Annotated in this window: 17 protein-coding genes; 9 read left to right on the top strand and 8 right to left on the bottom strand. The window is 69.7% G+C overall.

The features are described from left to right. The first annotated feature begins 65 nt into the window (after positions 1–65). The 5 genes from VYL96_RS03255 to VYL96_RS03235 are packed head-to-tail and all read left to right on the top strand — an operon-like array spanning position 66 to position 5,243. Entirely contained in the window at positions 66–1,016 is a 951-nt protein-coding gene (locus VYL96_RS03255; RefSeq protein WP_109148484.1) for an enoyl-CoA hydratase, read from the top strand. 4 nt (positions 1,017–1,020) lie between these two features. Continuing rightward, positions 1,021–2,190 carry an acyl-CoA dehydrogenase family protein gene (locus VYL96_RS03250; RefSeq protein WP_061227414.1) on the top strand — a complete coding sequence of 390 codons (1,170 nt, stop codon included), beginning with the start codon at positions 1,021–1,023 and terminating at the stop codon, positions 2,188–2,190. A 19-nt stretch (positions 2,191–2,209) separates the two neighbouring features. After that, complete coding sequence (locus tag VYL96_RS03245) at positions 2,210–3,235, top strand: acyl-CoA dehydrogenase family protein (RefSeq protein ID WP_061227415.1); 1,026 nt, start codon at positions 2,210–2,212, stop codon at positions 3,233–3,235. After that, positions 3,232–4,398 carry an acyl-CoA dehydrogenase family protein gene (locus tag VYL96_RS03240; RefSeq protein ID WP_061227416.1) on the top strand — a complete coding sequence of 389 codons (1,167 nt, stop codon included), beginning with the start codon at positions 3,232–3,234 and terminating at the stop codon, positions 4,396–4,398. The genes VYL96_RS03245 and VYL96_RS03240 overlap by 4 nt, the downstream gene beginning before the upstream one ends. 23 nt (positions 4,399–4,421) lie before the next feature. Beyond that, entirely contained in the window at positions 4,422–5,243 is an 822-nt protein-coding gene (locus VYL96_RS03235) for an inositol monophosphatase family protein (protein WP_109148483.1), read from the top strand. Positions 5,244–5,246: 3 nt separating this feature from the next. Here VYL96_RS03235 and VYL96_RS03230 read toward each other — a convergent pair whose 3' ends face one another. The 5 genes from VYL96_RS03230 to hsaA all read right to left on the bottom strand — a co-directional run bounded on the left by VYL96_RS03230 (position 5,247) and on the right by hsaA (position 10,424). Continuing rightward, positions 5,247–6,428 carry a sulfotransferase family protein gene (locus VYL96_RS03230; protein WP_109148482.1) on the bottom strand — a complete coding sequence of 394 codons (1,182 nt, stop codon included), beginning with the start codon at positions 6,426–6,428 and terminating at the stop codon, positions 5,247–5,249. A gap of 30 nt (positions 6,429–6,458) precedes the next feature. Then, on the bottom strand, positions 6,459–7,643 hold the full coding sequence (locus VYL96_RS03225; protein ID WP_109148481.1) for a hypothetical protein: 1,185 nt from the start codon (positions 7,641–7,643) through the stop codon (positions 6,459–6,461). Next, on the bottom strand, positions 7,640–8,224 hold the full coding sequence (gene hsaB, locus VYL96_RS03220; protein ID WP_061227420.1) for a 3-hydroxy-9,10-secoandrosta-1,3,5(10)-triene-9,17-dione monooxygenase reductase subunit: 585 nt from the start codon (positions 8,222–8,224) through the stop codon (positions 7,640–7,642). Before hsaB ends, VYL96_RS03225 begins: the two co-directional genes overlap by 4 nt. 88 nt (positions 8,225–8,312) lie before the next feature. Further along, the gene (gene hsaC, locus VYL96_RS03215) at positions 8,313–9,215 is read right to left on the bottom strand and encodes an iron-dependent extradiol dioxygenase HsaC (protein ID WP_061227421.1); all 903 of its coding nucleotides are present in this window, start codon (positions 9,213–9,215) and stop codon (positions 8,313–8,315) included. Between the two features lie 33 nt (positions 9,216–9,248). Beyond that, positions 9,249–10,424, bottom strand: coding sequence for a 3-hydroxy-9,10-secoandrosta-1,3,5(10)-triene-9,17-dione monooxygenase oxygenase subunit (gene hsaA, locus VYL96_RS03210; protein ID WP_131885705.1), 1,176 nt, complete (start codon positions 10,422–10,424; stop codon positions 9,249–9,251). Between the two features lie 190 nt (positions 10,425–10,614). Between hsaA and VYL96_RS03205 the strand changes: the two genes are divergently transcribed. From VYL96_RS03205 to VYL96_RS03190, 4 genes are all read left to right on the top strand, one after another. Further along, a complete protein-coding gene (locus VYL96_RS03205) occupies positions 10,615–11,838 on the top strand; it encodes a 3-ketosteroid-9-alpha-monooxygenase, oxygenase component (RefSeq protein ID WP_061227423.1) in 1,224 nt (407 codons plus the stop codon). Continuing rightward, positions 11,838–12,233 carry a hypothetical protein gene (locus VYL96_RS03200; RefSeq protein WP_061227424.1) on the top strand — a complete coding sequence of 132 codons (396 nt, stop codon included), beginning with the start codon at positions 11,838–11,840 and terminating at the stop codon, positions 12,231–12,233. The genes VYL96_RS03205 and VYL96_RS03200 overlap by 1 nt, the downstream gene beginning before the upstream one ends. A 118-nt stretch (positions 12,234–12,351) precedes the next feature. Continuing rightward, positions 12,352–13,413, top strand: coding sequence for a ferredoxin--NADP reductase (locus tag VYL96_RS03195; RefSeq protein WP_061227425.1), 1,062 nt, complete (start codon positions 12,352–12,354; stop codon positions 13,411–13,413). Positions 13,414–13,420: 7 nt separating this feature from the next. Next, a complete protein-coding gene (locus tag VYL96_RS03190) occupies positions 13,421–13,630 on the top strand; it encodes a hypothetical protein (RefSeq protein ID WP_131885704.1) in 210 nt (69 codons plus the stop codon). Positions 13,631–13,690: 60 nt separating this feature from the next. Here VYL96_RS03190 and dmpG read toward each other — a convergent pair whose 3' ends face one another. The 3 genes from dmpG to VYL96_RS03175 form a co-directional block, all read right to left on the bottom strand. After that, positions 13,691–14,755, bottom strand: coding sequence for a 4-hydroxy-2-oxovalerate aldolase (dmpG, locus tag VYL96_RS03185; RefSeq protein ID WP_131885703.1), 1,065 nt, complete (start codon positions 14,753–14,755; stop codon positions 13,691–13,693). A gap of 5 nt (positions 14,756–14,760) precedes the next feature. Then, positions 14,761–15,678 carry an acetaldehyde dehydrogenase (acetylating) gene (locus tag VYL96_RS03180; protein WP_131885702.1) on the bottom strand — a complete coding sequence of 306 codons (918 nt, stop codon included), beginning with the start codon at positions 15,676–15,678 and terminating at the stop codon, positions 14,761–14,763. 83 nt (positions 15,679–15,761) lie between these two features. Then, positions 15,762–17,297 (bottom strand): HNH endonuclease signature motif containing protein, encoded by a 1,536-nt coding sequence (locus tag VYL96_RS03175; protein ID WP_165928474.1) that lies wholly within the window; start codon positions 17,295–17,297, stop codon positions 15,762–15,764.

Below are 17,297 nucleotides of genomic sequence, written 5' to 3'. Positions count from 1 at the left end.
GGCCGCGGGGCCACGTCCGGTACAGTACCAACCAAGCACTTGCTAGGTAAGGAGAGTCCCAGGTCATGACCGATGCACCCATCCCCCCGGTCCTCGGGGTCGACGACCTCGGGTCGGACACGCAGCCGGTGGCCTACGAGGTCTCCGACGGCACCGCGTACGTCACGCTCAACCGCCCCGACTTCCGCAACGCGCAGAACTCGGTGATGACGTACTCGCTGGACAACGCGTTCATCAAGGCCGTGGAGGACGACTCGGTCAAGGTGATCGTCCTGCGCGCGGCCGGCAAGCACTTCTCGGCCGGCCACGACATCGGCACGCCCGAGCGCGATCACCACGTCGAGTACCCCAACCGCGCCGCGATCTGGTGGGACCACACCACCCGCGGCGGCGGCGACCGGCGCCTGGCGCGTGAGACCGAGGTCTACGTCCAGATGTGCCGCCGCTGGCGGGAGATCCCCAAGCCGATGATCGCCCAGGTGCACGGCGCCTGCATCGCCGGCGGGCTCATGCTCGCGTGGGTCTGCGACTTCATCGTGGCCGCCGACGACGCGTTCTTCTCCGACCCCGTCGTGAAGATGGGCATCCCGGGCGTCGAGTACTTCGCCCACGCCTTCGTGCTGGGCCCGCGCCGCGCGAAGGAGATCCTCTACACCGGTCGCAGGTTCGGCGCGGCCGAGGCGCTCGAGTGGGGGATGCTCAACCACGTCGTGCCCCGCGACGAGCTGCAGGCCAAGGTCGACTCGATCGCCGAGGAGATCAAGGCCATGCCGGCGTTCGGGCTGACGCTCGCCAAGAAGGTCATCAATGCGAACGAGGACCAGATGGGGCTGCAGACCTCGCTGGACACGGCGTTCGGCTGGCACATGTTCGCGCACTCCGCCAACGCCGAGCCTGACGACACCGACTCGTTCTCCGCGTCCCTGGGCGGGATGGACGCCCGCTCCATGCGCGACAGCGCCAACACCGGTTCGACGGGCGGCCCCGCGCCGTCCGGCGAGAAGAAGGAAGGCTGACACCGTGGATCTGGATCTCGACGCCTCGACGCAGGAGTTCCGCCTCGAGGTCCGGCAGTGGCTGGCCGAGAACGTGCCGTCCGAGCCGCTGCCGCACATGGACACCCGCGAGGGCTTCGAGGCCCACCGCGAGTGGGAGCGGACGATGGCCGACGCCCGCATGTCGGTCGTGTCGTGGCCCGAGGAGTTCGGCGGGCGCGACTGCGGCCTGGTCAACTGGGTCGTCTTCGAGGAGGAGTACTTCCGCGCCGGCGCGCCGCTGCGGGTGAGCCAGAACGGCATCTTCCTGCTGGCCCCGACCCTGTTCGACCACGCCTCCCCCGAGCAGCTCGCGCACATCATGCCGCGCATGGCCCGGGCCGACGACATCTGGGCGCAGGCGTGGTCCGAGCCCGAGGCCGGGTCCGACCTGGCCTCGCTGCGCTCGACCGCGAAGAAGGTCGACGGCGGCTGGGTCCTCAACGGGCAGAAGGTGTGGTCGACCCGCGCCTCGTTCGCGGACAAGGGCTTCGGGCTGTTCCGCACCGATCCGGACGAGCCGCGCCACAAGGGCCTGACCTACTTCATGTTCGACCTGCGGGCCGAGGGTGTCACCGTGCGCCCGATCGATCAGCTCGACGGGCTGCCCGGCTTCGCCGAGCTGTTCCTCGAGGACGTCTTCGTGCCCGACGACCCGGCGGACCCCGCCTCCTCCGGCGTGATCGGCGAGGTCAACCAGGGCTGGAAGGTTGCCATGTCCACCGCGAACAACGAGCGCGGCCTGTCCCTGCGCTCCCCGGGACGCTTCCTCGCCACCACCGACCGCCTGCTCGAGCTGTGGGACTCCCGCGAGGGCGACCTCGACGACCGGACCCGCGGCGCCCTGGCCGACCGCGTGGTCGACGCGTGGATCGGCTCCCGCGCCTACGAGCTGAGCACGTGGAACACCGTCACCAAGCTCACGGGCGGCGCCAACCTGGGCTTCGAGTCCTCGATCAACAAGGTCTTCTGGTCGGACTGGGACATCGCGACCCACGAGACCGCCCTGGACGTCCTCGGCACCGCCGGCGAGCTCGCCGGCGAGCAGTGGATGGACGGCTACCTGTTCGCCCTCGCCGGCCCCATCTACGCGGGCACCAACGAGGTCCAGAAGAACATCATCGCCGAGCGACTCCTCGGCCTCCCGCGCGGCTGAGAAGGCGGTTTCACACATCATGCAGTTCGCACTCGATCCCGAGATCATCGACTTCGCCGGCAGCATCGACTCCCTGCTGGCCAAGTCCGACATGCCCGCGGTGATCCGCGCCTGGGCTGACGGCGACACCGCCCCCGGCACCGCCGTGTGGGGACGCGTCGCCGAGACGGGCGCCGCCGCCCTGCTCGTCGACGAGGCCGCCGGCGGTGCCGGGGCCACCGCGGTGGAGGCCGTGGTCGCGCTCGAGGTCCTGGGCCGCCACGCGGTGCCGGGCCCCGTCGTGGAGACCGTCATGGTCGCGCCGCGCATCGCCGCCGCGCTCGGTGGCGACTCCGACGCCGGGGACGTGGCCGGCGAGATCGCCGGCGGCGCGCTCGCGTCCGTCGCCGCGCCCGGGGTGTCGCCGTTCGCGCCGGACCCCCACGTCGCGCAGTACCTGTGGGCGGTGTCCGACGACGAGGTGTTCACGGCCGAGGCCGGAGAGACCCGTCGCTCGGTCGACCGGGCCCGCACGGTGGCCACGCCGACCGCCGGGGCCCGCGCGGCGGCGGTGAGCACCACGGACCTCGTCAACCACGGGGCCCTCGGCACCGCGGCCCAGCTCCAGGGGCTCGGCCAGGCCATGCTCACGACGAGCGTCGACTACGCCAAGCAGCGCAAGCAGTACGGCAAGCTCATCGGCGAGTACCAGGCGCTCAAGCACCAGCTCGCCGAGGTCGCGATCGCGCTGGAGATGGCCCGCCCGCTGCTGTGGGCCGGAGCCCTGGCGATCGCCGAGAACCCCGGCGACCCCGGCGCCGCGGTCCGCGACGTCTCCGCCGCCCGCGTGGCCGTGGCCGACGCCGCCTACCTGTCCGCCCGCACCGCCCTGCAGGTCCACGGCGCGATCGGCTACACGCTCGAGCACGACCTCGGCCTGTGGCTGACCAAGACCCGCGCCCTGCAGACCGCGTGGGGCACGCAGAGCTACCACCGCGGCCGGGTCCTGGACTCGCTGCGCGCGGGCTCCGCGGCCCCCGCCGACGCCGCGGGGGCGGCCCGATGAGCGCCCCTGCCGCCCCGGCGACCGCCTCCCCCGGCGTGGACACCGAGGAGCAGGCCGCCCTGCGCCAGTCGGTGGCCGCGCTGCTGGAGAAGAAGTCCGATTCCGCGGCGGTCCGCGCGGCGTTCGCCTCTGCCGACGGGTACGACCCCGCCCTGTGGTCGACGCTGGTCGACCAGATCGGTGCCGCCGCCCTGTCCGTGCCCGAGGACTACGACGGCGCCGGGGCGACCTGGGTCGAGACGCACCTGGTGTGCGAGGAGCTGGGCCGCCGCCTCACTCCGTCGCCGATGCTCGGCTCCGCCGTCCTCGCCGCCCAGGCCGTGCTCGCCTCCGGCGACGAGGCCGCGTGCGCGCGCCTGCTGCCCGGCATCGCCGCCGGCGAGGTGGCCGCGCTGTGCTGGGCCGGCCGCGACGGCTGGGCCACACCGGGCGTCCGCGCGGACGGGGGACCCGAGGCGGCGAGCGCGACGCTGTCCGGCACCGCCCACCACGTGCTCGGCGCCGACACCGCCGCGACGCTGCTGGTCGTGGCCGTCGCGGGCGACACCGTGGGGCTGTTCGAGCTGCCCGCCGACGCCGACGGGGTCACCATCACCCGCGTACCGGTCATGGACCCCACCCGCACCCTGTCACGCGTGGAGTTCGACGGCGCCAGCGCGACCGCGATCGCGACCCGGCCGAGCTTCCTGTCGCGCCTGCGCGCGGCGGCGTGGGCGGCGATCTCCGCCGAGCAGGTCGGCGCCGCGCGCGCCGTGCTGGACTCGACCGTGCAGTACACGCAGGAGCGCAAGCAGTTCGGCCGGGTCATCGGCTCGTTCCAGGCGCTCAAGCACCGCATGGCCGACATGTACGTCAAAGTCGAGACCGCCCGCTCGCTGTCCTACTCCGCCGCCGCGCTGGTGGCGCAGTTCCAGGCCCTCGGCGACGGACCCGACGCCGACGAGGCCGCCTTCGCCGCGGAGATCGAGGCGGCCGCCGCCAAGGTCTACTGCTCGGAGGCACTGCAGTGGATCTCCGGGGAGTCGATCCAGCTCCACGGTGGCGTCGGCATCACCTGGGAGTACGACGCGCACCTGTACTTCAAGCGGGCGCACGGCACGGCGCAGCTGCTCGGGCAGCCCCACGAGCTCCTCTCCGCGCTCGAGGTGGCGGCGGGCATGTAGGCGGGGCCTCTAGAATCGGCCGCATGACCCCCTTCCCCGCGCATGGACGGACCAATGACCAGCGGTCGGCCGAGGACCTCGCGGCCCAGGCCGGACGCCTGCTCACCGACCTCCGGGTCTCCAGGGTGGCGCCCGAAGATCTGGGCGAGTTCGCCGAGGGCGAGGCCCGGTCCGTCATCCTCGACCGCCTCGCGGTCGCGCGGCCCGATGACCTCGTGTATGGCGAGTGGGACCCCGACTCCCGCGCCCGGCTGGAGGCCGACCGGGTGTGGTTCGTCGACCCCCTCGACGGGATGCGCTCCTACGTGACCGAGGGGCGCCCCGACTGGGCCGTGCACGTCGCGCTGTGGGAGTCCGGCCCCGAGGGCGTCGGCGGGATCACCGCCTGCGCGATCGCCATGCCCGCCTACGGCAGGGTCCTCACCGGACGCGGCGCCACCACGTACCAGCCGATGTCGATCATCCGCGGCCCCCGGCCCGGGCCTCTCGTGCCGCCCCGCGATGACACCCGTCTGCGCATCGCCGTCTCCGAGGCCGAGCCGCCCGCGTTCGCCGAGGATCTCGCCGCCAAACTCGACGCGTCCCTCGTGCACCTCGGGTCCGGCGGCGGCAAGACCGCCACCGTGCTCGAGGGCGAGTGCGACGCGTACATCCACACCAGCGGTCACCACCAGTGGGACTCCGCCGCGACCGTCGGAGTGGTGCAGCAGCGCGGCCTGCACGCCAGCGCCCTGGACGGCAGCGAACTGGTTTACAACGTCGAGGAGATCGAGTTCCCCGATCTGCTCGTCTGCACCCGCGAGGTCGCCGACCGCGTCATCGAGGCGGTCGCCGAGTACCTCTGAGCGTCAGGCGTCGAGCCCCCGGTATCCGGCGAAGCGCTCGGCGATCCGCTCCTCGCTGAGGCCGTAGTCGGCGAGCGTGTAGCGGTGAGCGGGCGCCCGGTCCCCGGAGAGGCTCCGCTCGTTCTCCGCGACCACGGCCGCGCGCACGTCCTCCGACAGCTCCGTGCCCGCCGCGGCGTATACATGCTCGACCACGCCGGCGGGGTCGTCCATCAACTCGTGGTGGTCGACGTCGACGAACGTCGCCCTCGACGCCGGGTCCGCCTCGTGCTGGGCGCGGGCGGCGTCGAACGTCTCGACCCCCCGTGCCCACAGGTCCAGCTGCGAGGAGCCGATGTACTCCGGGGTGAAGCGCGTGGACCAGTCGGCGGCCGTCCGGTGCGCGAGCGAGCACATCGACGCCATCGACTTCCGCGGGTCGCGGTGCGTCTGCACCACCACCGCGTCGGGGTACACCTCGAGCAGCGCGTCGAGCGCGAACAGGTGACTGGGGTTCTTGAGCACCCAGCGCCGGTCGGGGTCGCCTCCCCCGATGAGCTGCAGGTTGCGCTCGTGCCGGCGGTACGCGGGCACCCAGTCGACGCCGGTCAGCCACTGCGAGTAGCCGTCGAGCCGCGCCAGGCATTCGTACGACACCGAGGTCAGCGACTGCCGCAGCAGCTGCCAGCACTCCTCGAGGTCGTCGGCGGAGAGGTAGTGCACACCGCCGTAGTCGGGGTTCTCGGCCATGAATCCGGAGTACAGGTCGCGCAGGCCGACGTAGGCGGGGTCGTCCTCCCACGTCTCGCGCGGGGGCCGTGGCTGCGGGACCTCGGTCAACCACAGCTCGAGCCCCTGGTTGGCCGGGTCGGCTCCCAGGAGCCGGTGCAACGCCGTGGTGCCGGTCCGGGGCAACCCGGTGACGACGACGGGCCGCTCGATCGCCACCTCCGCTCCCGCGGGGTCGGACGCGAGGGCCGACGTCGACAGGAGCCTCGCGGTCAGCGCTCCCTTGAGCACGGAGCGCCAGTACTTGCTCCCGGCTGGGGTCAGCCCCGCGTCCGAGTGCAGGGAATCGAGCAGAACGCCCAGAGCCTCCCGGTGGCGGTCCTCGCCGTCGCCGAAGTCCTCGAGCCCCACGGTGCGCGAGGCGCTGGCGTGGAGATCGTCGACGGTCCCGACGTGGACCCGGTCTTCAACGCTCACGACAGTCCCCTTCTCACGACAGTCCCCTTCTCACGACAATCCGCGCCGGGCGAACGCCTGCTGACGCGCGGCGATCCGCTCACGCCACTGCTCCCCGGTCACGCTCAACTCGTCGTGGCACGGGACCTCGTCGGGCACCCGGTCGAACGGTATGACCTTCATCGTGGGGCCGAGCTCCGGGCCGATGGGCCCGTCGGTCCGCTGCCACCGGAACTGCATGATGCCCTCTCGGCGGCCGAGCGTCTCGACCCAGTTGGCCAGCCCGGGATCGCGCTCGGACACCACCAGGTGGATGAGCCCGTCGGAGGTGACCTGCGCCTGGTCCGCGGTGAGACTCGTCTGGTGGTGCACGTATTCCAGCGAGGCGTACCACATACTGCCCAGCTGGAAGCCCTGGTACGGCACGCCGGCATCGGGCACCGAGATGACGATCGCCTCGTCCGGGCCGAGCTCGAAGATCCCGGCGGACGAGAACTGGGTGGTGAGCCCCCCCGGGGTCTGCCGGGGCACGTTGAGAGTATTGCGCGGCTGCTCGCCGAAGAACCAACCGGGGAAGGCCAGCCACGTCTGCAGCCGCCCGACGAGCGCCTCGGCGAGCTTGGCATAGAACTTCTCCTGCCCCGCGAGCGAGACGGGTTCCGGCGCGGTGCCGACCGTATCGAGTCTGCGGATGATCGCCGACCCGGCCTCCTCCCGGCTCCAGTCGGAGAACACCTCGCGGACGGCGATCATCGACGACCCAGGGTGCAGCACCACGTAGCCGGGGTCGCCCTCGTCGTCTTCGTACCTCGCCGGTCCCAGGCGGAAGCCATACCGTCCCCGCTCGTCGATCTCAAGACGACGGTCGTCGAACGCCGCGTGCGACGCGGCGCGCTCGTCGGCCGAGTACGTCCCCGCCATGACCTGGAACGACAGGTCCGCCGTGGTGCCGCGGCGGCCTTCGATGGCGTACTCCGCGCCGTCGGCGAGGTTGGCGTAGTAGTACAGCGTGTCCGGGTTATCCAGTCCCATCTTGGTGTACGGGCCCGTCGCCTCGAACAACTGCGGGTGCGTGCGTCCGCGGTGCTGGCCCGTTTCTATCGCCCCGCGGATCGTCCCGAGCAGGTACTCGAGTCCCTCGGCCACGTCCTCGTCGGTGCGCACGTGCGGCGCCGACCGGATGACCTCCTCCGCATCCGCCAGCGCCTTCGCCAGCGGCCCGGTCACCCCGCTCACAGCCAGGTGTAACTGTCGGCAGAGGTGATGAAGTTGGCCAACTCCTCCTGCTCGGGCGTCGGATCCACGACGTCTTCCTCGATGCTGAGGTAGGCGCCGCGGTAGAACAGCAGCGGGCGGATGTCCCGCTTGGTCGGGCCGAGGTTGTCGACCCGACCAAGCACGATCCAGTGGTCCCCGCCGTCGAGGACCTGGTCGATCTCGCAGTCCAACCACGCCATGACGCCCTTGATCACCGGCGAACCGAGTGGGCTCGGTCCCCAGTCGATCTCGGCGAACTTGTCGTCCCCGCGGCGGCCGAACGTCGAGGAGACGTCCTCCTGGTCCTCGGAGAGAATGTTCACCGCGAACCGGCCCGCCTTCTCGATGCCCTTCCACGACCCCGACGTCTTCATCGGGCAGAACAGCACGAGCGGCGGCTCCAGCGACAACGCCGAGAACGACTGGCACGCGAAGCCCACCGGCTTGTCGTCCTCGACCGCGGTGATGACGGTGATGCCCGTACAGAACTGGCCCAGCGCGTCACGCAGTTCACGGCTGCTGAAGGACTGCCCCTTCGGGCGTTCGTCGGTGCTGCTCATGGGGGTCGGTCCTTCCTGGACTGAAGATCGTCGGGGTGGGCGCGTCGACGGCCGGGCCCCGCGGGGGTACGGGGCCCAGCCTAGGCAACTACTTGTGGCCGACGGAGAAGTCGTGACCCCACAGGCTCACGGCCGTGGACTCGCGGGCGACCCACTTCTCGTCGTCCTCCACCTGCTGGCCCTCGCAGCCGTACTCGCAGTCGAAGCCGCCGGGCGTCTTCATGTAGAAACTCAGCATCTTGTCGTTGACGTGCCGCCCGAGCGAGGCCGACAACCGGATCTTCTTGCGCATGGCCCGGTCGAGCGCCAGCCCGACGTCGTCCGCCGTACCGACCTCCACCATGAGGTGGATGATCCCGGTCGGGTTGGGAAACGGCGTGAACGCGAGCGAGTGGTGGCGCGGGTTGCACCCGAGGAACCGGAGCCACGCCGGCTCGCCGTCGGCCGGGCGGCCGACGATCTCCGGCGGCAGGCTCATCGAGTCGCGCAGGGAGAAGCCCAGCACGTCCCTGTAGAACTCGAGCGCGGCGGCCTCGTCCGGCGTGGACAGCACGATGTGGCCCGCGCCCTGGTCGCCGGTCACGAACTCGTGGCCGTACGGCGTCGGGATGCGCCGGTGCTGCAGCGCGATGGTGTGGTAGATCTCCAGCGTGAACCCGGCCGGGTCCTGGCAGGTGATCAGCCCGCGCACCTCGCGGTCACGCTTGACCTCGGCCGGCGCATCCTCCCACGGCACCCCGGCCGCGTCGAGGCGCCGCTTGACGTCCTCGAACTCGCCCTCATTGGCGCACTCCCAGCCGACCGCGGAGAGCTCGTCCTCCCCGCCGGGGACGATGATCCACCGGTGCGGATGGTCATCCATCCGGAAGTAGAGGGCGTCGGGGTCCTCGCCCGAGCCCACGACGAAGCCCAGAACCTTGGTGCCGTACTCGCGCCAGGCGTCCATGTCCGTGGCGAAGACCCGGACGTACCCGAAACTGCTGATCGCCATAAATGCCAGTCCTCTCGATCCGCCGACGACGGATCAGACCATCGAGTCGGTGACCTTCTCGCCGAACTCGTTCTGCCCATACATGATGTACGCCTTCGTCGCCTCGTTGGCGGCGTGGACCCTACCCGCGTTGGCGTCGCGCCAGAACCGCTGGATCGGCGAGCTCACCTCGAGCGCGCGGGCACCGGAGTTCTGGAACAGCAGCCCGATCGCGTCGATCGCGCGTTGCGTGGCGCGGACCTGGTCGCGGCGAGCGCGCGTGCGGATGTCCATGCCCGGTAAATCCCCGGCACTTATGAGGTCCTGCTCCTCACGCACGTTGCGCATGAGCTGCAGCCACGCGGCGTCGATGTCGCCGGCGGCCTCGGCCAGACGGACCTTCGCGAACGGGTCGTCCTTGACCTTGGTCCCGAACGCGGCGCGGACCCGTTCCTGCTGGTGTGAGCGGTGGACGTCGTAGCAACCGAACGCCATGCCGACGATCGGCGTGGAGATGGTGGTGGGATGGATGGTGCCCCACGGCATCTTGTAGATCGGGTTGGTGTTGACCTCGAGCCCCGGCGCCTTGGTGGCGGCCATGAGACCGAAGGACAGGACACGGTGCTCGGGGATCAGCGCGTCGGAGACGACGATGTCGTTGGACCCGGTGCCCTTGAGGCCGACGACGTGCCACACGTCGACGATCTCGTACTGGGACTTCTCGACCAGGAAGGTGCAGAAGTCCACGATCTTGTCGTTCTCGTCGAGGACCGGACCGCCGACGAAGACCCAGTCGGCGTGGTCACTTCCCGAGGACCACGACCACTTGCCGTTGAGCACCAGCCCGTCGTCGGTCTTCTTGGCCGCGCCCATCGGGGCGTACGACGACGAAATCCGCACGGTCGGGTCCTCGCCCCAGACGTCCTCCTGTGCCTGCTGCGGGAACAGCGCCAGGTGCCAGTTGTGAATGCCGAGGATGCTCGCGCACCAACCGGTGGACGGGCACGCGGTCGCGATCGTCATGGCGGCGGTGTAGAAGGTTTCCATGTCCGCCTCGTAGCCGCCCCACTGGGCCGGCTGACAGAGCCTGAAGAAGCCGGCCTCATCGAGCTCCGCGATGTTCTGCGGGTGGACCTTGCGCAGGTCCTCGGTCTCCTGGGCGCGCTCGGCGAAACCGGGCAGCAGGGCCTTGATGCGGTCGATGACCTCGTGGGAGGCGTACTCGCTCATGTGTACCTCTCTGGCAGTGCGTGGGAGTGATGCGGTCTAGGCTAGAACACGTTACAGTTTTGCACCAGGCAACCCCTAGCAGGCGGAACACCCTGGCACCCCGTGCCAGCACGAACGCTCCCTGGTTGTGGCCCGCCACCTCATTCTATAACCTGTTCTCATACGGCTCGCGCCACTCAGGAGGATCATCATGACCGCACCCGGTTCGGCCCCCGGAGCCGTCCGCGAAATCGATACCGGCGAGGTCCGGGATCGGTACGCGCGCGGATGGCACTGCATCGGCACCGCCAAGGAGTTCACCGACGGCGAGCCCCACTCCATCCAGGCCTTCGGCACCAAGCTCGTGGTGTGGGCGAACGACGAGGGCGAGATCAACGTCCTCGACGCCTACTGCCGCCACCTGGGTGGGGACCTGTCCGACGGCTCCATCAAGGACGGCAACATCGCCTGCCCTTTCCACGACTGGCGCTGGGGCGGCGACGGCAAGTGCAAGGGCATCCCGTACGCCAAGCGCGTGCCCCTGCGCGCCAAGACCCGCTCCTGGATCACCAACGTCCAGTCCGGCCAGGTCTTCGTGTGGCACGACCACGAGGGCAAACCGCCGCAGCCCGAGGACGCCATCCCCGCGATCCCCGAGTACGAGACCGGCGAGTGGACCGACTGGCAGTGGAACCGCCTCGTGATCGAGGGGTCCAACTGCATGGAGATCGTCGACAACGTGGTCGACATGGCGCACTTCTACTACATCCACTACGCCTTCCCGACCTACTTCAAGAACGTCTTCGAGGGCCAGAAGGCGACCCAGTACCTCAACACCAAGGGGCGTCCCGACCACGACCCGTCCGGCGGAAAGTACGGGGACACGCTGCTCGAATCCGAGGCCTCCTACTTCGGCCCGGCGTACATGATCAACCCGCTCAAGCAGATGTACGGCGGCTTCGAAACTGAGGCCATCCTCATCAACTGCCACTACCCGATCGACCAGAACTCGTTCGTGCTGATGTACGGGCTGTCGGTCAAGAAGCCCCGGGGCTTCGACGACGCCACCTCCGAGAAGATGGCCGCCAAGATCGCGACCTTCTTCGGCGAGGGCTTCCTCCAGGACGTCCGCATCTGGCAGCGCAAGTCCCAGATCGCCAACCCGCTCCTCTGCGAGGAGGACGGCCCCGTCTACCAGCTCCGCCGCTGGTACGAGCAGTTCTACGTGGACCGCGACAAGGTGACGCCGGAGATGACCGAGCGCTTCGAGTTCGAGGTCGACACCACCGCCGCCAACCAGTACTGGGAGAAGGAGGTCGCCGAGAACATGCGCAGGCAGGAGGCCGGTGAGGCCGAGATCTCCGACGAGCAGACCCAGTACACCGGCATGGCAGAGGTCGCCGGCGAGGCGGGCGCCACCCGGTCGCAGAACTGATGTTCAAGAAGAACGACGCGCGGCGCGCGCCGACCTGGGACGACACCGACCCGGCGCGCGCCGCGCGACTCCACTCGTACACCGACCTCGACCGCGAGACCTACACACGAGCGGGCTTCCAACCCGTCGAGTGCCGTAGCTGCGGGGCGTGCGTCTCGGTTCGCAAGAACAGCGAGAAGCACACGTCCATCCAGTGGACCGAGGGCAGCGACCGCACGTGCCCCGTACTCACCGACTGGCGCGCGGGCGGCGAACGGCCGGAGGGTGAGGACACCTGCCCCCGGATGCTGGCGAGCATCCGCTACGCCTACGCGGAGGGTCTGCTGACCATCTCCGAGGGCGTGGACCCGGCCGACGACGAACACATGGTCAACCCGCTGTTCGTCCCCGAGTGACACCGCAACGGCACAGGACTTCCACTGAGTGGGAAGCGCTCGGTGGAGGTCGCCGCCGTCTGCGACAGTGCCCTGCGACCCCCGTCCCCCGCGTATCAAAGCGATAGGCTCCGCATCCATGACCGACACCCCACAGCTCGGCTCCTTCGTCCGCGCACTCACGATCGCAGACGTGATCGAGGAGACCGCCGACGCCAAGTCGATCGTCTTCGACATCCCCGCAGGCGGCGAAGACGACTTCAGGTACACCCCGGGGCAGTTCCTCACCCTGCGGATCCCGAGCGACCGGACGGGTTCCGTCGCGCGCTGCTACTCCCTGTCGAGCTCCCCCACCGAGGACGCCCGTCTCAAGGTGACCGTCAAGCGCACGATCGACGGCTACGGCTCCAACTGGCTGTGCGACAACGCCGCGGCCGGCATGAGCATGCACGTGCTCGCACCGTCCGGCATCTTCACCCCCAAGAACCTCGACCAGGACTTCATCCTCCTGGCCGCCGGATCCGGCATCACCCCGGTGATGTCGATCCTCAAGTCCGCGCTCGCGCAGGGCACCGGCCACATCGTCATGGTGTACGCCAACCGCGACGAGAATTCGGTCATCTTCAAGGACGAGCTGCAGGACCTGCAGCGCAAGAACCCCGACCGCCTCACGGTCGTCCACTGGCTCGAGTCCGTCTCCGGCATCCCCACCGCCGAGATGATCGGCAACCTCCTCCAGCCGGTCGCCGCCAAGCGCCACTCCTACATCTGTGGCCCCGCGCCGTTCATGGAGACCGTCAAGAACGGCCTGCGCCGCTCCGGCGCCGACATGCACCTCATCCACACCGAGGTGTTCTCCTCCATCGAGGGAGACCCGTTCGCGGAGATCGTCATCGACGACTCCCCCGGCGAGGACGGGGCCGGCCCGGCCACCGCGATCGTCGAGCTCGACGACGAGGTGCACGAGGTGCCCTGGCCACGTCAGACCCCCCTCCTCGACGTCCTGCTCTCCAAGGGCATCAAGGCGCCGTTCTCCTGCCGCAAGGGCGAGTGCTCCGCGTGCGCCTGCATCCTCAAGTCCGGTGAGGTCGAGATGATCCACAACGGGATCCTCGACCCCGAGGAGGTCGAAGAGGGTTACGTCCTGAGCTGTCAGCTCCTGCCCAAGACCGACCGCGTCGAGGTTTCCTACTCCGAGTGAGTCCACGGTGCTGACCACCGCCCACGACGCCGACCCGTTGATCGTGCTCGCACCTGTCTACGCGACCCGCATCCTCGGGCGGCGTCAGATCGTCCGGGCGATCCGTTCCGTTCGCGGGCGCGTAGCCTCCGTCGTCGTCGTCGTCGGACTCTCCCCCGCCGACGACCCCGGGCGCGGTGACCTGGACCCCGTGTCGAGCGTGGTGGAGAAGGTCTGACACGACCGCAGCCGCGCACCTTCCGGATCAGGTGCGCGGCTGCTGCGGGCGGGGCGAGGATCAGGCGTTCGCCAGTTCCTTCCGGATCTCCAACGCGATGTCGATGAGCTGGTCCTCCTGGCCGCCGACCAGACGACGCTCGCCGGCACGGATGAGGATCTCCGACGCGGGCACGTTGTAGCGCTGCGCGTGACCCTCGGCGTGCTTGAGGAACGACGAGTAGCAGCCCGCGTAGCCGAGCATCATGGCCTGGCGGTCGACGACGCACTCGGTGGGCATGAGCGGACGGACGACATCCTCGGCCGCGTCGGCGATCTTGAAGAAGTCGATGCCGGTGCGGATATCGAGCTTGTCGCAGCACCCGACGAGCGCCTCGACAGGCGTGTTGCCCGCGCCCGCGCCGAAGCGGCGGGTCGAGCCGTCGATCTGCTGCGCACCCGCGCGGATGGCCATGATCGAATTGCCCACGCCGATGTCGAGGTTCTCGTGGCCGTGGAAACCCACCTGGGCGTCCTCACCGAGCTCCGCGACGAGCGCGGAGACACGGTCGGAGACCTGGTCCATGACCAGCGCGCCGGCCGAGTCGACGATGTAGACGCACTGACAGCCGGCGTCGGCCATGATGCGCGCCTGCTTGGCCAGCACCTCCGGCGGCTGGCTGTGGCTCATCATGAGGAAGCCGACGGTCTCGAGGCCGAGCTCCCGTGCGTAGCCGAAGTGTTGGATGGAGACGTCGGCCTCGGTGCAGTGCGTGGCGACGCGGCAGATGGAACCGCCGTTGTCGCGCGCCTTGAGGATGTCGTCTTTGATGCCCAGCCCGGGCAGCGTGAGGAACGCGATCCTGGCCTGCTTGGCGGTCTCCGCCGCCGCCTTGATGAGCTCCTGGTCGTAGGACTTGGCGAAGCCGTAGTTGAACGACGCGCCGCCGAGTCCGTCGCCGTGGGTGACCTCGATGACCGGCACGCCGGCACCGTCGAGAGCCGCGACGACGTTGCGGACGTCCTCGACCGTGAACTGGTGGCGCTTGTGGTGGGAGCCGTCGCGGAGAGAGGAGTCGGTGATACGGATGTCGAGTTCGTCGCTGTAGGCGCGGGCCTGTGCGTTGAGCGGGTTGGTCTTGTCCATGTCTGTCACACTCCGAGCTTGCTCTTGGCGATCTCTTCGCCCACCTTCGCGGCGGCGGCGGTCATGATGTCGAGGTTGCCGGCGTAGGGCGGCAGGAAATCGCCCGCGCCCTCGACCTCGGCGAAGATCGCCACGCGGGCCATGCCGCCGGTGATCTCGGTGGGCGGGTCGAACTGCGGCTCCTGGAGCAGCCGGTAGCCCGGCACGTACTCCTGGATCTCCTTCTCGCGCTTGCGGATGGCGGTGGTGATGAGGTCGTGGTCCGCGTCCTCGGGGATCGAACAGAAGATCGTGTCGCGCATGATCATGGGCGGCTCGGCCGGGTTGAGGATGATGATGGCCTTGCCCTGCTTGGCGCCGCCGACCTTCTCGATGGCCATCTTGGTGGTCTGAGTGAACTCGTCGATGTTGGCGCGGGTGCCGGGGCCGGCGGACTCGCTGGACACCGAGGCGACGATCTCCGCGTAGTCGACGGGGACGACCGATGAGACGGCGTGGACCATCGGGATGGTTGCCTGGCCGCCGCACGTGACCATGTTGGTGTTGGGCGCGTCGAGGTACTCGCGGAGGTTGGCGGGCGGGATGACCATGGGACCGACGGCCGCGGGCGTCAGGTCGATGGCGACGATGCCGGCGGCTTCGTACTTGGGCGCGTACTCCTTGTGCACGTACGCGCTGGTGGCCTCGAAGAGGAGGTCGGGCTTCTCGCCGCCGGCATCGATGGAGGCGAGCAGTTCGTCGGCGCCGCCGGCCATGCAGGTGAGGCCGTGTTCGGCGGCGCGCTTCATACCCTCGGACTCGGCGTCGATGCCGATCATCCACTTGGGCTCGATGTACTCACTGCGCTCAAGCTTGTACATGAGGTCGGTGCCGATGTTGCCGGACCCCACGATCGCTGCTGTGAGCTTGGTCTTCTCTGTCATGAGAGCAGTGTCATGCGCGGGGATCACGTGCCACAAACGGCTGTGCCACTCAACGGAACAACTGCATGGGCCAGCGGTGTCTACTAGGCGGGTCGCCCGCGGGACCGCTCCGTCCCCGGCGGGTTGGTGATGTACCCGTCCGCGGAGATCAGCCGGTCGGCGTAGTCCTCCCACGCCCGTTCCCGAATACCGTCGCGGGCGCGGGCCAACGGGCCCCGTGGTCTGGTGCGGTGCCGGTGACCGGTCTCTGTGAGGATGATCAGCTCACCGAGCGGGCCGGGACGGTAGGCGTTGGTACCGAACGTCTTCTCGCGGTGGTGCTTGCGGCAGAGGCACACGAGGTTCCATTCGAGGGTCGGGCCACCGAGTTCCGGATCGCGCTTGTTGAACGCGATCACATGATCCACGTCGCAGTCCTTCGCCGGCACCGAACACCCCGGGTGCCGGCACGTACCGTCCCGGAGGCGGATCCGCTCCGCCATGGCCGGGCTGATCAGGTATCGCAGTGCGTGGTCCGGCGAGTCGACGGCGCCGGGCGCGGGGTCGATCAGCTCGAAGCGCACGCTGGCGTCGTCGCCCTCCAGGAGCTGCTGGCAGAGCCAGTTGTAGCTGCTGTACGCGCCGTGGACGAACTCGACCCGGTTGGGGAGCCCCTGCGCGGCCGCGGTGATCACGCTGATCCGGATCGCCTGCCCGGCGTTCGCGGCGTTACCTAGCGACGGCCGCGGCAGGTCCGCGCCCGCTCGGACATCGCCGAGCTCGATCGCTCCTTCATCCGCGACTTCACCGCTGACCGCGTCGCCGCTGCCCGCGCCATCATCGCCCGCGCCGCTCGGATCGCCGCTGTTCGCGTACACCGCCAGCGACGCGAGGGCGTCCGCCCGAAGCTGATCCAGCGTCCCGGGAACGCCGTCCTCCGACGCGGCGCGCGCCTCGGCTTCGATGCGCCCACGCAACAACTCCGCCTCCGCCAGGGGCAGCTTCGCCAAGAGGTCGGTCATACCGTTGCGGCCGGTCCGGAACCGCACCTTGCGGGAAGCGAGGGCCTCGGCCTCCGCCTCCTCCGCCCCGGCGGGGTCGAACCGGCCGACGAGCTCGTCGATCCGCGAGTCCACCGCGTCGCGACTCGGCCGGTCCCCGCCCTCCAGGTCTCCGGTGAGACCGGCCATCAACTCGTCCTCCACGTCGGAGACGATCGAGTCGGGCACACCAGCCAACTTGCAGGCGATATCGATGGCTAGTTGCTCGGGCACCAACCCCCGGTCGACCGAGGACCTCAGGCGCGACAGCCGGGAGTGGATCTGCACTCCGGCCGTGACCAGTCGCTCGGCGTGCCAGCACGTGAGCTGACACGCCGCCGCCAGATGGTCCCGGGCCCGCGACTCCGGAGCGAGCCGCGCATAGGCCGGCCGCGGCGACGCCTCGCGGCGCTCCGCGTCGGCTGCCTCCGCCTCCGCCGCGCGGGAGAACTGCTGGACGAGCATGTGCGCGGCCTCCAACCGCGTGGCACCGGCCCGGTTCTGTGCCAGCGTCGCCGCCCGCGCCGCGTCACTGACCGCCTTCATGTCGGCAGTGCCGAGTGGATCGGAGACGGCGAACAACGGCTTCGCTTCCGACAT

It is taken from the genome of Dietzia maris (assembly GCF_036287335.1).
Lineage (GTDB): Bacteria > Actinomycetota > Actinomycetes > Mycobacteriales > Mycobacteriaceae > Dietzia > Dietzia cinnamea.
The sequence above is the reverse complement of the archived record's forward strand: the minus strand, read 5'-3'. Positions and strand labels throughout refer to the sequence as shown.